A 14379-nucleotide genomic window follows, 5' to 3' on the forward strand; every position below is an offset into this window, starting at 1 on the left:
TCAGGCTCCAGAAGTGGGGGACGAACCGACCGGCACCCGCCAGCCGTCGGCGGTGCCATCACCGGCACCCGGGACGAACACCAGTGCCGCACCGTTCATGCAGTAGCGCAGCCCGGTCGGGCGCGGGCCATCGTCGAACACATGGCCGAGATGGCCACCGCAGCGGCGGCAGTGCACCTCTACCCGCAGCATGCCGAAGGTGACGTCGCGGTCTTCGCCGATGGCGTTGTGCAACGGCGCCCAGAAGCTGGGCCAGCCGGTGCCGCTCTCGAACTTGGTGGACGAGGAGAACAGTGGCAACGCGCAGCCGGCGCAGGCGAAGGTGCCCTGCCGGTGTTCCTTGTTGAGCGGGCTGCTGTAGGGCCGTTCGGTGGCCTGCTGGCGCAGCACCGCGTATTGCGCCGGGGTCAGCAGCTGGCGCCACTGCGCGTCGCTGTGCATGACTTCGAACTGCCGTGCTGGACGGGTCTCGGCGGCGGCCGGGGCGGCGCGGCTGCATGCGCCGAGGCCGAACAGGCCGGCGGCGGTGGCAACACCGCCCAGGCCCAGCAGGTGGCGACGGGTGAGGCGCATGGCGGACTCCGAGAAGGGGCGACGGGGCCATGCTGCGCCCGCCCAGGTCAACGAATCCTCACGCAGGATTCAATTTTTCGTGAGGTATCGGCGGCCATCCCGCGCCACAATGCGGGCAGCCTCCCTCCTGGCCCCGAGCTGCCGATGTCCACCAAACGCGTGCTGATCGTTGAAGACGATGCCCACATCGCCGACCTGCTGCGCATGCATCTGGGCGATGAAGGCTATGACGTCGCCCATGCCGCCAGTGGCGATGCCGGCCTGCGCCTGCTGGAGCAGGAGGGCCCCTGGGATGCGCTGGTGCTGGATGTGATGCTGCCCGGCGTGGATGGCCTGCAGGTGTGCCAGCGCGCCCGCGCGATGGCGCGCTACGTGCCGATCATCATCATCAGTGCGCGTGGCAGCGAGACCCAGCGCATCGTTGGCCTGGAGCTGGGCGCGGATGACTACCTGGCCAAACCCTTCTCGATGCCGGAACTGGTGGCCCGCGTGCGTGCGCTGCTGCGCCGGGCCGAGGCGATGGCGCAGAGCGCGCGCATCGATGCCGGTGCGATCGAACTGGGCGGGCTGCAGCTGGACCCGGTGGCGCGCACCGCATCGGTGGAAGGCAACGCGCTGGAACTGACCCCGCGGGAGTTCGACCTGCTGCTGTTCTTTGCCCGCCACCCGGACCAGGTGTTCGCGCGCATGGAGCTGCTCAACCAGGTCTGGGGTTACCAGCACGATGGCTACGAGCACACGGTCAATACCCACATCAACCGCCTGCGCAGCAAGATCGAGCCGGATCCGGCCAACCCGCGGCGGCTGCTGACAGTATGGGGGCGCGGCTACAAGCTGGTCGATCCGGCCGGGGCAGCGCCATGATCCGGCCGAACCTGTGGCAGAAGCTGGCGGCGGTGATCGCTGCGCTGATGCTGGCCTGCTGCATGGCGTTGCTGGCGCTGCAGATGCGTGCCAATACCCGCCACGAGCAGGAAGTGGTGCAGCGGCTGTCGCTGGGCCTGGCCGAGCACATCGCCCAGCGCAGCGAGCTGATGGACACCAGCGGCATGCGTGATGCCGCGGTACGCGCGCTGTTCGGCCAGCTGATGGCGGTCAACCCCAGCGTCGAGGTTTATCTGCTGGATGACCAGGGCCGTATCCTCGGCCACGATGCGCCCAGCGGCCATCTGGTGCGCACCCGGGTTGACGTGGCGCCACTGCGCCGGCTGCTGGCCGGTGCGCCGTTGCCGATTCTTGGCGATGACCCGCGCAGTGCCGGTGGCCGCAAGGTGTTCAGTGCCGCGCCGCTGATCGTGCAGGGCCGCCAGGCCGGCTACGTGTACGTGGTGCTGGTCGGCGAACACCGGCAGATGCTGTCTGACGACCTTGCCGCCAGCAGTCAGTGGAACACCACGCTGTGGTCGGTGATGCTGGTCGGCAGCCTGGGCCTGCTGGCCGGGCTGGTGGCGTTCTACTGGGTGACCCGCCCGCTGCGGCGGCTGACCCGGCGCATCCAGGCATTCGACATCGATGCGCCGACCCCGTTGCCACCACCGGAGCCGTTGCGTTACGGCGAGCGCGACGAGCTGGTGATCCTCGAACACGCGCACGCGCAGATGGCGCAGCGGCTGGGCGAGCAGTGGCAGCAGCTGCGCCAGCAGGACCTGCAGCGGCGCGAGCTGGTGGCCAACATCTCGCACGACCTGCGCACACCTCTGTCGTCGCTGCATGGCTACCTGGAAACGCTGGCGTTGAAGGACGCCACCCTGTCGCGGGACGAACGCCGGCGCTACCTCGGCATCGCGCTGGCGCAGAGCGCCAAGGTCGGCCGGCTGGCGCGCGCATTGTTCGAGCTGGCGCGGCTGGAACATGGTGAAGTGCGGTTGGAGTGGGAAGTGTTCGCACTGCCCGAACTGCTGCAGGACGTGCTGCAGAAGTTCGAACTGGCGGCGCAGGCCCGCAGCCAGCGCCTGCATGCGGACTTCCCCCCGGGCCTGCCGCTGGTGCGTGCCGACCTCGGCCTGGTCGAGCGTGTGCTGACCAACCTGCTCGACAACGCACTGCGCCACGCCCCGGACGGTGGCCGGATCGAGGTGAGGCTGCGCGCGACGCCCGACAGCATCGAGGTGAGCGTGGCCGATGATGGCCCCGGCGTCGCTCCGGCGCTGCGCAGCCAGCTGTTCCAGGCGCCGGCCGCACTGGGTGCGCGACGCGGTGAGAACGGCGGCCTCGGCCTGTTGATCGTGCAGCGCATCGTGCAGCTGCACGGCCGCCGCATCGAACTGCGTGACAGTGCGCGTGGCGCGTTGTTCGTGTTCGCGTTGCCGCGCGCGGAGCCGGCGTCCTAGCTGGCCGGTTCGCACTCCACGCCGCCGCTGTCCAGCGGCAGGTGCAGGCGGATGCAGGCTCCGCCCAGCTCGGAATCGGTCACCTCCACGCAGCCACCGTGCTTGTCGGCCACCACCTGCACCAGCGCCAGGCCCAGCCCGAAGCCGGGGCTGCCGGGGTCCAGCCGCACGTAGGGCTGCAGCACCTGGCCGCGCAGCTCCGGCGCGATGCCGGGGCCGTCATCCTCCACCTGCAGGCACAGCCAGCCCTCGTTGACCGTGCTGGCGATGCGGATCTGGCGGCGTGCGTAGCGCAGCGCGTTGCCGAGCAGGTTGCGCAGGGCCAGTTCCAGCATGTGCCGGTTGACGTTGACCAGGCCGGCCGGCGACAGCGCCTGCTGCACCGGCATCGGCAAGGGCGCGAACTGGGCGATCACCCCGCGCACCAGTGCTGCCAGCTGCAGGCGCTGGCGGGTCAGCTGGTGGCAACGGCCGAGCGCAGCGTACTCGACGCCGGCGTCGGTGAGGTGCTGCAGCCGATCAACATCGGTGCGCAGCCCCCCCAGCGCATCGCGCTGGATCTCGTCCAGCGCGGTGTCTTCCAGATCGGCCAGGCCAAACCGCATCCGCGCCAGCGGCGTACGCACTTCATGCGCCACCGCCTGCGCCAGTACGCGCTGGCTTTCCAGCAGCTGCTGCAGCTGTTCGGCCATATGGTTGAAGGCATTGGCCAGCGGCCGCACCAGTGCGGTGCCGGCGCGCGGCGCACGCGTATCCAGCTGGCCGTCGCGCATCTGCCGTGCCGCCTGCGCCAGCTGCGAGACGTCACGCCACAAGCGGTAGACCATCACGTACATCGGCAATGCGACGGCCACCATCAGGATCAGCAGCAGGATTGCCACCCCGGACACGTCACTGTCCTGCCAACCCTCATCAGGCAGCGCTTCATCCAGCGGGCCCAGCATCAACGCGTAGTCGCTGTCGCCGATCCGCTGCAGGCTGCGCATGTGCTCCAGGTCGATCTGCACGCGGCCATTGTTGAACGGCGGTCGCTGGCTGGCCGGCAGTTCCTTCGCTGCCTCGGCCAGCGGCACCATGCGCAGCGCGTAGGCAAAGTCGGCGTCGAGTTCGCGCGCCAGCGCCGGCCACTGCTCGCGCGGGGTCTCGGCGAAGCGGTGCTGCAGCAGCGCATGGGTGCCGCGCATTTCGGCCTGCAGGCCGGCTTCGGTACGGTCTTCCAGCAGAGCGTCCCAGGCCCACAGGCCGAGCACGATCAGCAGCAGGTGGGCGACCAGGAAGCCGATGCCGTAGCGCAGGAAGTGGAAGGCGTGGCCGCGCATCGCCGAGGGCGTGCGCGTCATCCCCATGCTGACCGGCTGAACAGGTAGCCGCGGCCGCGCACGGTCTTGATCCGTTCCGGTTGTTCCGGGTTGTCGCCCAGCTTGCGGCGCAGGCGCGAGATGCGCGCATCCACCGAACGGTCCAGGCCGTCGAAGGCGATGCCGCGCAGGCCGCGCAGCAGTGCGTCACGGTCGAGGATCTGGCCGGCGTTGCTGGCCAGCAGGAACAGCAGGTCGAACTCGGCGGTGGTCAGTTCCAGAAGCGCACCCTGCAGATGCACATTGCGGGTGGACGGGTCGATGCTCAGCTCGCCGAAGCGCAGGCTGCCGTCGCGTGGCTCGATCCGGCGGTGGCGGCGCAGGTGGGCGCGCAGGCGGGCCAGCAGGACCCGCGGTTCGATCGGCTTGCCGATGTAGTCGTCGGCACCCAGCTCCAGGCCCAGCACCTGGTCGATGTTGTCGGTGCGGGCGGTCAGCACGCAGATGATGCCGTCATAGTGGGGACGTATCTGCCGACACACTTCGAAACCATCCTGGTCGGGCAGGCCGACATCAAGCAGGACCAGGGCCGGCTTTTCGGCCAGGATCCGGGCCACCGCGCGCTCACCGCTTCGCTCATGGACCACCTGGTAGCCGTGCCGCTGCAGATAGTCGCTGACCATCGTACCGAGGCGGGCATCGTCTTCGACCAGTACGATATCCAGCATTTTCAGGGCCTCCGTGGGCGCAAACGTACCGCCACGGCACGAGCGCGGCGATGCTATCCCAGCCGTCGGTCCGCCCGGGTCCCGGGGGCGGGCGCCATTCAGCCGGGGTTGCTGGCGCACCGGCCGGGTCTCAGCCCCGGCAACAACTTGGCGCCAAGCATAGCCGCTCGCCGTTACAAAACGTTACCTTTGTGACACGGCTGGTGACGATCGCTGACAGCAACGCGACTGACGCGGGGCAGGGGCCGGCCGAGCATGGAGTCTCCTCCGCTCCGCGTGCCGTTCCCATGTCGCTCGCCAAACTCCGCCTGCCGAATCCGTCCCGCCGCTGCCGCTGCGGAGGCGTCCGATGAGCGGCGTGGTCGGGGCCTGGCTGCCGCCCGCCGACGACGAGCACCTGCTGCAGCAGCTGGCGCCGATGCTGCGCGCTTTGCAGCAGCGCGGCCGGGGCCGCATCGGCTACTGGACCGACGCCGAGGCCGGCTTGGCGCTGGGCCATTGCCGGGCGCCAACCGACATGCCGTTGCAGCCGCTGAGTTCGGACTGTGGCCGCTACGTGCTGTGCCTGGATGGCCGGCTATACAATCGTGCCGACCTGCAGGTGCAGCTGCGCGATCTGCCGCGCAACTGCAGCGACGCACGGCTGCTGCTGCAGGCGATCGTCGAATGGGGCGTGCAGCGGACGCTGTCGCGGATCGAGGGCGCGTTCGGTTTCAGTGTCTGGGATCGGGAGTCGCGTGCGCTGTGGCTGGCGCGCGACCCGGTCGGCGAACGACCGCTGTACTACGGCTGGTATCAGGGCCAGTTCCTGTTCGCGTCGGAACTGAAGGCACTACAGGCGTTTGCCGGCTTCTCGCCCAGCATCGACCAGGACGCGCTGAGCCTGCTGCTGCGCCACGATTACGTGCCGGCGCCGCACACCATCTACCGAGGCATCCACAAGCTGGTTGCGGGGGCGATGCTGCGCATCGACCTCAACGACCACGCCGCCGGCAGCTCCAGCCAGGCGACGCAGGGCGGTTCGCGCTACTGGTGCGCGCGCGATGCGATGCACGCCGCGCTGCAGGAGCCGCTGCAACCGGCGCGGAGCCTGGAGCAGGCCACCGACGAACTGGAAGCAGTGTTGCAGAAGGCAATCGCCGCGCGCATGCACTCGCCGCTGGCCTGCGGAGCGTTCCTGTCCGGGGGCACCGATTCCTCGCTGGTGACGGCGATGATGCAGGCACAGTCAACGCTGCCGGTGGAGGCCTGGACGGTCGGTTTCGACGATCCGGGGCATGACGAGAGCGAGTGGGCTTCGCAGGTGGCGCGCCATCTGGGCGTGCAGCATCACCTGCACCGCATGGATGCGCGCCAAGGCCTGGACCTGCTGCAGCGCCTGCCGCAGGTCTGGTGCGAGCCGTTCGCCGATGCCTCGCAGGTGCCGACGCTGCTGGCCAGCGAGCTGTTGGGTGCGCGTAAGCCGGTGGCCTTGACCGGTGATGGTGGCGACGAGCTGTTCTTCGGCCATCCCAGCTATGGCCGTGCGCTGCGCAATGCGCGGTTGTGCGGGGGCCTCCCGGACTGGGTACGGGACCTGGCGCGACGCAGCGGCAACCGCATGAACGCCGAGCGCGGTCGCCTCGGTGGTTGGCGTGCGCTGGTGGCCGAGGTGGCCGCCAATGATGTGGAGGGGCACTACCTGCAGCGGGTTACCCGCTGGCGGCAGCCGGCGCAGGTGGTGCTGGGGGCACGCGAGCCGATGACGATCTTCCAGCAGCAGGACACGGCGCTGCCGGCCGAGGCGCGCATCCAGCTGTTGGATTTCCGCATGGACCTGGCCGAGGGCATCCTCGCCAAGGTCGATCGGGCGGGCATGGCGGCGGGGGTGGAGACGCGCGCACCGCTGCTGGACATGGAGGTGGTGCGGTTGGCGTGGCGCCTGCCGCAGCACCTGAAGTACCACGATGGCGAGCACAAGCTCATCCTGAAGCACCTGCTGGCGCGCTATCTGCCCGAGCCGCTGGTGTATCGCCCCAAGCGCGGCTTCGGGCCGCCGATGGCGCGCTGGCTGGCCGGTCCGCTGCGCGATTGGGCCGAGGCATTGCTCGATCCGCAGCTGCTGCGCAACCAGGGCTGTTTCGATGCGGCGCGCGTGCGCGGCATCTGGGAGGCGTTCCTGCGCGGTGAGCGCAAGTGGCACACGCACCTGTGGAACGTCCTGATGTTCCAGGCATGGCACCAGCACTGGCACGGTGGGCGGGGGCGCTGAGGTTCCTTCGCGGGTTGTCCTGCGCGGCGCAGGGCGGAGGCCCTTGCGTACGAATGTCCTCCGGCGCCTCCCTGAAAGGCTGCCCAGAGCACTGCGGTTTACCTACCGCAAGCCGAGCCTCTCCGGGGCCATCAGATCACTGCGAATCAGGACGAAGACGCGCCTGTGGCGGATTCATTCTGCATGGCGCAGGACGGAGGCCCTCGCCTACGAATGTCCTCCGGCGCCGGCCTTTGGCCGTCACCTCCCCCTTTACTTCGTACGCAAGGACCTCCGCCCTGCGTTCGGAATCTATCGGCGCCTCCCTGAAAGCCTGCTGCGAGCACTGCGGTTTACGTGCCGCAAGCCGAGCCTCGCCGGGGTGGGCAGGGGTCTGGGCAAAGTAAAGGAGGAGGTGACGGCCAACGGCCGGCGCCGGGGGACATTTGCCTGGGCCCCTGCCTGTGCCGGCGGGGCCCATCCGTTCGCAGAGAAGTGAGACGAAGAAGTGCTCTGCAATCCAGACACCAGGCAAAAAAAGACCCGGCAGAGGGAGGGATCTGCCGGGTCCGGATTGCATGGGGGGAGGGACCCATGCAATGAGCGTTGCGTCGCGTCAGTGACTGTTCGCGTCCGCCTTTGATTGGTTGTACCCCTGCACCAGTTCGGACCAGGCCTTGCCGGCCTGCAGGCCGAGGCCGACCACGTCCTGCTGGGCCTGGCCCAGCCGCTGCAGGTTGTCCTGCCACAGCTGCGCACCGCTGGAGAGCACGCCGGCCGCGTCCTCACCGCGGGCCAGCTCGCCCAGCCAGCCGCCAGTTGCGGTCAGGTTGCGCTCCAGCGCCTTCAGCTGCACACCGAACATGCTTTCCGCGTTCTCCAACGCCAACCGGTTCGCGCGCGTTGCCGCGGCGGCGAGCTGGCGGGTAGCATCACTGAAGCGATCGCTGAAGGCGGCGGCCATGGGCATCAGGGAGTGACTTGATGCATTGCAGCATACGCCCTTGATGCCGCAATGCAACAAAAATAACAAGGGCGCCCCACGGCGCCCTTGAAAAGCCTTTCAGATCAATGGGTTGATCAGGCAGCCGGGCCGCGGTAGCGACAGCCCGAGGTGCAGGTTTCGTGCACGGTGATCTCGCTCAGTGCCGGCAGACTGGGCTTGAGCTCGTTCCAGATCCACACCGCCAGGTTCTCGCTGGTCGGATTCTCCAAGCCGGGAATGTCGTTGAGGTAGTGGTGGTCCAGGCGGTCATAGATCGGCTGGAAGGCCGCTTTCACGTCGCCGAAATCCATGATCCAGCCGGTCTGTGCGCCAGGCTCGCCCTCGACCTTCAGTTCCACCCGGAACGAGTGGCCGTGCAGGCGTGCGCACTTGTGCCCCGGCGGCACATTGGGGAGGCGATGCGCCGCCTCGAGCATGAAGACTTTGAAGATTTCCATGGCGCAATTGTACGCCGCGCCTGTCGCCTCCGACCGCGAAACTGTTGGATGCTGGTGAAGAGATTCTTTCCATCCGGATGAAGAGATGTTAGTTTCTCTTATATCCGTATGAAGAGATGTTATTGGTCGCGCACCGGCCAGGCATGGACTACTGCGGAACTTACGTCGTCCTTCCACTACCTCCCTCACATCGTCATGCCCCAGCACACCCTGCTCGTGGCGGCCCTGGCCGTCGCTCTGGCCGCGCCTTTGTCCGCTGCCGCCGAAACCTCCGCCGACGCCAGTGGCGAAGCCAGCACACTGGCCACCGTGCGTGTCACCGGCTCCAACATCAAGCGCGCCGACACCGAGGCCTCCAATCCGGTGCAGGTGATCGGCCGCCAGCAGCTGGAGCAGACCGGCAAGGCTACCGTGGCCGACGTACTGCGTTCGATTTCGGCCAACACCGGCAACGCCAACAACGAAACCACCAACAATGGCTGGGCCTCCGGCTCGGCCAGCATCGGCCTGCGCGGCCTCTCGCCTAAGAACACGCTGGTGCTGCTCAATGGCCGTCGTCTGGCCAACTACGGCTTCCCGGCCGGTGGCTTGTCCGACACCTTCGTCGACCTCAACGCGCTGCCGCTGGTCGCGGTGGAACGCATCGAAGTACTGAAGGATGGCGCCTCGGCGGTATATGGTTCCGACGCGGTGGCCGGCGTGGTCAACATCATCACCCGGCAGAACTTCGAAGGCGCCGAGATCGGCGGCAGCTTCGGCGGCGCCGACCAGGGCGGTCTGCACGAACAGAACCTGAAGTTCGTCGGTGGCCTCGGCAACCTCGACACCGACGGCTACAACATCCTCTTCAGCCTGCAGGGCTACAACCGCGAACGCCTGGACCAGGACGAGCGCAACCTGACCAGGAGCGGCAACTACACCGACCAGCCGGGCGGCCGCTGGAACGGCTGGTCGGCCAAGGGCGCGCGCTATCTGGTCAATGGTGTGTCGGTGCCGATGCTCGATGCCAACGGCAACTGCCCGACCGGGACCACCCGCGTTGCCAGCGCGCCGATCGACGGCCTGGCCGGTGACACCTGCGGTTTCAACCAGGCGCCGTTCACCACGCTGATTCCGTCGACCACGCGCTACCAGGCCTACGCCAACGGTACCTTCCGGCTGAACGACAACGTCGAGGCCTTCGGCGAAGTGCTGTACAGCCAGATCAAGAGCGCCGCATGGTTCGGCAGCAGCCCGTTCTTCACCCTGGAAAGCGGCCGCTTCGCGCTGAACGCGAACAGCGGCCTGGCCGAGCCGGTGTCGTCGCTGCTGCCGGCCAATAATCCGTACAACCCGTATGGCCGCGCGATCCCGATTGAATACACCTTCTTCGACCTTGGCGGCACCATCAAGACCAACCGCTCCACCGCCTATCGCGGTGTGTTCGGCCTGCGCGGCAGCACTTCTTCGTGGGACTGGGAAGTGGCGGCGTTCGGCGCGCGCAGCAGCGAGCGCGAGAGCGTGTCCGGCGGCTTCGCCAACCGCTGGGCGCTGGCTGATGCACTGGCCTCGGGCAGCTACAACCTGCTGAACCCGGCAGCGACGCCGCAGTCGGTGCGTGACGCGATCAATATCGCGACCCTGCGCCCGGCCGAATCCAAGCTGCAGGGCATCGACGCGAAGATCTCCGGCAGCCTGGGCCACACCTGGGCTGGCGAAATCGGCTTCGCTGCCGGTGCCGAGTGGCGCCGCGAGAAGCTCGATTCCAACAACCCGTGGCAGATCGATGCAGGCCTGCAGGTGCGCCCGGCCATTGCCGAAGTGCACGGCAAGCGCCAGGTCAGTGCGGCCTACGCCGAAGTGAACGTGCCGCTGGCCTCGACGCTGGAGCTGTCCGCTGCCGCGCGCGCCGACCACTACGACGATTTCGGCGATGCCTTCTCGCCGAAGATCGGCCTGCGCTGGCAGCCGCTGGACTTCCTGCTGGTGCGTGCGTCGGCCTCGAAGGGCTTCCGCGCACCGTCGCTGTCGGAGAACTCCAACAGCACCAGCATCGCCTACGGCAGCGTGGCCGACCCGCGAGATCCGGACGTGCCGGGCTCGCGCCAAAACCCGACCTTCTTCACCGTCGGCAACAACGAACTGAAGCCCGAACGCACCAAAAGCGTGAACTTCGGCGTGGTGCTGTCGCCGTGGGCCAACACCAACCTGAGCGTGGACTACTACCGCATCCAGCTCGACAACCTGGTCGGCACCAACAACACCCAGACCTTGGTCAACGACAACGTGGCCGGTGCCGTGCAGCGCGATGAGCGCGGCAAGCTGCAGGCGGTCTACAACCGCTACCAGAACCTGAGCGAGCTGAAGACCTCGGGCATCGACGTTGAACTGCGCCAGCGCATCCCGACCGCTGCCGTGGGCGACTTCACCGTGTCCTCGGCCTACACCCACGTGCGTGACTACCGTCGCCCGACCGTGGTCGGCGGACCGCTGGTGGACTACGCCGGCAGCAACCTCGGCGCGACCCTGCCCAAGGACAAGGCCACCACCACGCTGGACTGGAAGTACGGCGACTTCAATGCAGCCGTCACCTGGTACTACACCAGCGGATACCGTCAGGAAGCCAGCACCGCGGCCAAGGCCGTGCAGCAGCGCGTCAGTAGCTACAGCCAGTACGACCTCTACCTGGCCTACACGGGTGTGGACAAGCTGACCGTGTACGCCAAGGTGCAGAACCTGGCCGACAAGACGCCGCCCTACGACGCTTCATTCCCGGGCATCCGCGCACCGTACGACTTCAGCCAGTACGACCTGCGCGGCCGCTACTTCACGCTCGGATTCGATTACCGCTTCTGATCCATCCACCGCGGCCGGCCGCCTGAAGGTGCCGGCCGCGCGACTGTCTGCTGTTGAGTTCCTGGGGAGTCACCGTGTCCTTGCATCGCCGTGCTGTTCTACCGTTGCTGATCGCCGCCGCCACCGCACTGTCCTCGCTGCAGCCGGCGCAGGCACAAAGTGCGTACTTCTTCCCGCAGGCCACCGACGCGGCCGCATTCGATACCTCCATTGCCACGCCGGAACAGTTCCTCGGCTATCCGATCGGCAGTCGTTACACCCGGCACGACCAGCTCGTGGCGTACTTCCAGGAACTGGCAAAGCACTCCGACAGAATCACCGTGCGCGAGATCGGTCGCAGTTACGAGGGCCGACCGCTGCTGATCGCCACGGTCACCGCGGCGGGCAACCACGCGCGGCTCGAACAGATCCGCCAGCAGCACGCGACCCTGGCCGATCCGGCGCAGCCACGCAGCGCGGCCGGCGACAGCCCGGTGGTGGTGTGGCTGGGTTACAGCGTGCATGGCAACGAGACCTCCAGCGCCGAAGCGGCGATGCTGACCGCCTACTACCTGGTGGCCAACCGCAGCGCCGAAACCCAGCAATGGCTGCAGCAGGCGGTGGTGCTGTTCGATCCGGCGCAGAATCCAGATGGCCGTGATCGCGCGGCCAACTGGCACAACGCCTGGGCATCCGATCCGGCGTCGGCGGATCCGGCCGACAAGGAACACGTCGAGCCGTTCCCGCAGGGCCGCACCAACCACTACTTCACCGACCTCAACCGCGACTGGCTGGCGCTGACCCAGCAGGATTCGCGGCCGAAGGTGGAGGTGTTCCACCAGTGGTATCCGAACGTGCAGATCGATTTCCATGAAATGGGCAAGGACAGCACGTACTACTTCGAGCCTTCGCCGAAGAGCATGCACAGTCCGCTGATTCCGGCGGCGTCGTATGAATTCAACAAGACCCTGGCCAAGTACCACGCACAGGCACTGGATTCGCTGGGTTCGCTGTACTACACCGGTGAGAACTTCGACAACTTCTCGCCGGTGTATGGCTCGACCTATCCGGACTTCCACGGCGCGGTCGGCGTCACCGTCGAACAGGCCAGCTCGCGTGGTCGGGTGCAGGAATCGGTGAATGGCCTGCTGACGTTCCCGTTCACCATCCGCAACCAGGTCGCCACCGGGCTGGGCACCGTGCGTGGCGCGGTGGCCGAGCGCTCTGGGTTGTTCGACCTGCAGAAGCAGTTCTTCCAGAGTGCACTGAAGCAGGCCGCACAGCAGCCGGTGAAGAGCTTCGTGTTCGGTGATGCGCATGATCCGGCACTGACCCGTCGCCTGTTGGAACTCCTCCTGCTGCATCGCATTGAGGTGCGCGCGCTGGACCGTGCGGTGACCGTGGACGGGCAGCACTTCGCAGCGGGCAGTGCCTACGTGGTGCCGGTGCAGCAGGCGCAGTTCCGCCTGGTGCATTCGATCTTCGCGGAGACGCCGCCGATCAAGGGCGATGTGTTCTACGGCAGCACCAGTTACGCGATCGCACCGGCGTATGGTGTGGCCTTCGCGGGCAGCCGCAGCCGAATCGACGGCGGTGCGCGCGTGGCCGCGCTGCCCGCGGAGCAGGGCGCAGTGCTGGGTGGCCAGGCCGGCTTCGCCTACGCCATCGACTGGCGCGACTACAACGCCGGCCGCGCCCTGGCCGCGCTGCAGGCCAAGGGGCTGAGCGCGCGCGCTGCGTTCCAGCCGTTCAGCAGCGCCACCGCGCAGGGCCAGGTCGACTTTGCTGCGGGCAGCCTGGTCATCCCGGTGGCCGGCCAGCCGCTGCAGGGCGCGGCCCTGCTCGAGGCGGTAACCGCCGCCGCGCGCGACGCCGGCGTGCAGGTGCATGCGCTGTCCAGTGGCCGCAGCCGCGAGGGCATCGACCTCGGCAGCGATGGCGTCAAGGCGCTGCGCACGCCGGCCGTAGCACTGGTAATGGGCGAGGGCGTGGCCGCCACCGAGATCGGCTCGGCCTGGTTTCTGCTCGACCAGCAGCTGCGGCTGCCCGCCAGCAAGCTCGACCCGCAGCAGCTGGGCAAAGTGTCACTGGACCGTTACACCACCATCGTGCTGTCCGGCGGCAGCTACAAAGGTGTTGATGCCACGGCAGTGGCTGCCCTGAAGCGCTGGGTGCAGGCCGGAGGCTCACTGGTGACCTATGGCAGCGCCTCGAAGTGGGCGATCGAGCAGAAGCTGGCCGACGGCGAGACGCTGGGCAAGGAGGAAGAGGCGGCCGACGCAGGCCGCCGCGCGTTCGGCGACCAGCGTGACATCGCCGCCATTGAGCGGGTGAGCGGCAACATCCTCAGTGCCGACGTCGATACCAGCCATCCGCTGGCCTTCGGCGTGCCACGCCGGCAGCTGGCGATCAACAAGGAGAACACGGTAACGCTGCAGCCGAGCGCGAACCCGTTCTCGACGGTCGTGCGCATCGATACGCCGCCGCGGGTGAATGGCTATCTGTCCGAGCGTAACCGCGCGCGGGTGGCAGGCAGTGCGTGGCTGCTGGTGTCGGCGCAGGGGCAGGGCAATGTGGTGCTGTTCGCCGATGACCCGGCGCACCGCAAGTACTGGCACGGCACGGATCGCCTGCTGATCAACGCGATCTTCTTCGGGAATCTGGTGAATCCGAGTAAGGCGCGGGGTTGAGGCGTTTGGCGCCGAGTTTCTGTTGTGCTTGGGAGGCAGGGGGCCTCAGCCAGGACACGCCGTAAACCCATCCATGGGGGCTCGATGGCGCCATCCTTGGCGCCAACGGTCCTGGCTGAGGCCCCCTGCTTCCCATGACAGTTTCCTGCGGGCGCGGACGCATCAGACCCCAAGGCGGGAGCAAGGGCAAATACAAGAGCAAAAGCCAAAGCAAAGCCAGGAATTGCGGCTTCGGCTTTTGCCTTTGAATCTGATTTTGAATTTGATCTTTCT

The 14379-nt window shown here is 67.6% G+C and carries 10 protein-coding genes; 5 read left to right on the plus strand and 5 right to left on the minus strand.

Features of this window, described 5'->3' with window-relative positions; genetic code table 11:
• Nucleotides 1–573: a peptide-methionine (R)-S-oxide reductase MsrB gene (gene msrB, locus QZ853_RS18440; protein WP_295576976.1), complete on the minus strand. Its 573-nt coding sequence runs from the start codon at nucleotides 571–573 to the stop codon at nucleotides 1–3.
• Between the two features lie 144 nt (nucleotides 574–717).
• On the opposite strand from msrB, the gene QZ853_RS18445 reads away from it, so the two are divergent.
• Nucleotides 718–1437, plus strand: coding sequence for a response regulator transcription factor (locus QZ853_RS18445; RefSeq protein WP_295576986.1), 720 nt, complete (start codon nucleotides 718–720; stop codon nucleotides 1435–1437).
• Nucleotides 1434–2903: a HAMP domain-containing sensor histidine kinase gene (locus QZ853_RS18450; RefSeq protein ID WP_295576997.1), complete on the plus strand. Its 1470-nt coding sequence runs from the start codon at nucleotides 1434–1436 to the stop codon at nucleotides 2901–2903. The genes QZ853_RS18445 and QZ853_RS18450 overlap by 4 nt, the downstream gene beginning before the upstream one ends.
• On the opposite strand, the gene QZ853_RS18455 is transcribed toward QZ853_RS18450, so the two are convergent.
• Both QZ853_RS18455 and QZ853_RS18460 read right to left on the minus strand, forming a co-directional pair.
• Nucleotides 2900–4243 (minus strand): ATP-binding protein, encoded by a 1344-nt coding sequence (locus QZ853_RS18455; RefSeq protein WP_295577004.1) that lies wholly within the window; start codon nucleotides 4241–4243, stop codon nucleotides 2900–2902. The genes QZ853_RS18450 and QZ853_RS18455 overlap by 4 nt on opposite strands.
• Nucleotides 4240–4929, minus strand: a complete 690-nt coding sequence (locus QZ853_RS18460; RefSeq protein WP_295577007.1) for a winged helix-turn-helix domain-containing protein — start codon at nucleotides 4927–4929, stop codon at nucleotides 4240–4242. Before QZ853_RS18460 ends, QZ853_RS18455 begins: the two co-directional genes overlap by 4 nt.
• Before the next feature lie 349 nt (nucleotides 4930–5278).
• Between QZ853_RS18460 and asnB the strand changes: the two genes are divergently transcribed.
• Nucleotides 5279–7180 (plus strand): asparagine synthase (glutamine-hydrolyzing), encoded by a 1902-nt coding sequence (gene asnB, locus QZ853_RS18465; RefSeq protein ID WP_295577010.1) that lies wholly within the window; start codon nucleotides 5279–5281, stop codon nucleotides 7178–7180.
• A 595-nt stretch (nucleotides 7181–7775) separates the two neighbouring features.
• Here the strand turns inward: asnB and QZ853_RS18470 are convergent.
• Nucleotides 7776–8123 carry a phasin family protein gene (locus tag QZ853_RS18470; protein ID WP_295577013.1) on the minus strand — a complete coding sequence of 116 codons (348 nt, stop codon included), beginning with the start codon at nucleotides 8121–8123 and terminating at the stop codon, nucleotides 7776–7778.
• A 116-nt stretch (nucleotides 8124–8239) separates the two neighbouring features.
• On the minus strand, nucleotides 8240–8602 hold the full coding sequence (gene queD, locus QZ853_RS18475) for a 6-carboxytetrahydropterin synthase QueD (protein ID WP_049444904.1): 363 nt from the start codon (nucleotides 8600–8602) through the stop codon (nucleotides 8240–8242).
• A 195-nt stretch (nucleotides 8603–8797) separates the two neighbouring features.
• Here queD and QZ853_RS18480 point away from each other — a divergent pair, with 195 nt between their 5' ends.
• The gene (locus QZ853_RS18480; protein WP_295577020.1) at nucleotides 8798–11437 is read left to right on the plus strand and encodes a TonB-dependent receptor; all 2640 of its coding nucleotides are present in this window, start codon (nucleotides 8798–8800) and stop codon (nucleotides 11435–11437) included.
• A 74-nt stretch (nucleotides 11438–11511) separates the two neighbouring features.
• The gene (locus QZ853_RS18485) at nucleotides 11512–14106 is read left to right on the plus strand and encodes a M14 family zinc carboxypeptidase (RefSeq protein ID WP_295577031.1); all 2595 of its coding nucleotides are present in this window, start codon (nucleotides 11512–11514) and stop codon (nucleotides 14104–14106) included.
• Nucleotides 14107–14379 lie beyond the last annotated feature (273 nt).

The sequence above is a fragment of the uncultured Stenotrophomonas sp. genome (assembly GCF_913778665.1).
GTDB lineage: Bacteria > Pseudomonadota > Gammaproteobacteria > Xanthomonadales > Xanthomonadaceae > Stenotrophomonas.

Excerpts from the sequence above, each read along its gene's own strand:
- QZ853_RS18460 (WP_295577007.1), bottom strand. The coding sequence starts at position 4,929 with ATGCTGGATATCGTACTGGTCGAAGACGATGCCCGCCTCGGTACGATG.
- asnB (WP_295577010.1), top strand. The coding sequence starts at position 5,279 with ATGAGCGGCGTGGTCGGGGCCTGGCTGCCGCCCGCCGACGACGAGCAC.
- queD (WP_049444904.1), bottom strand. The coding sequence starts at position 8,602 with ATGGAAATCTTCAAAGTCTTCATGCTCGAGGCGGCGCATCGCCTCCCC.
- QZ853_RS18455 (WP_295577004.1), bottom strand. The coding sequence starts at position 4,243 with ATGACGCGCACGCCCTCGGCGATGCGCGGCCACGCCTTCCACTTCCTG.
- QZ853_RS18470 (WP_295577013.1), bottom strand. The coding sequence starts at position 8,123 with ATGGCCGCCGCCTTCAGCGATCGCTTCAGTGATGCTACCCGCCAGCTC.
- msrB (WP_295576976.1), bottom strand. The coding sequence starts at position 573 with ATGCGCCTCACCCGTCGCCACCTGCTGGGCCTGGGCGGTGTTGCCACC.
- QZ853_RS18445 (WP_295576986.1), top strand. The coding sequence starts at position 718 with ATGTCCACCAAACGCGTGCTGATCGTTGAAGACGATGCCCACATCGCC.
- QZ853_RS18450 (WP_295576997.1), top strand. The coding sequence starts at position 1,434 with ATGATCCGGCCGAACCTGTGGCAGAAGCTGGCGGCGGTGATCGCTGCG.
- QZ853_RS18480 (WP_295577020.1), top strand. The coding sequence starts at position 8,798 with ATGCCCCAGCACACCCTGCTCGTGGCGGCCCTGGCCGTCGCTCTGGCC.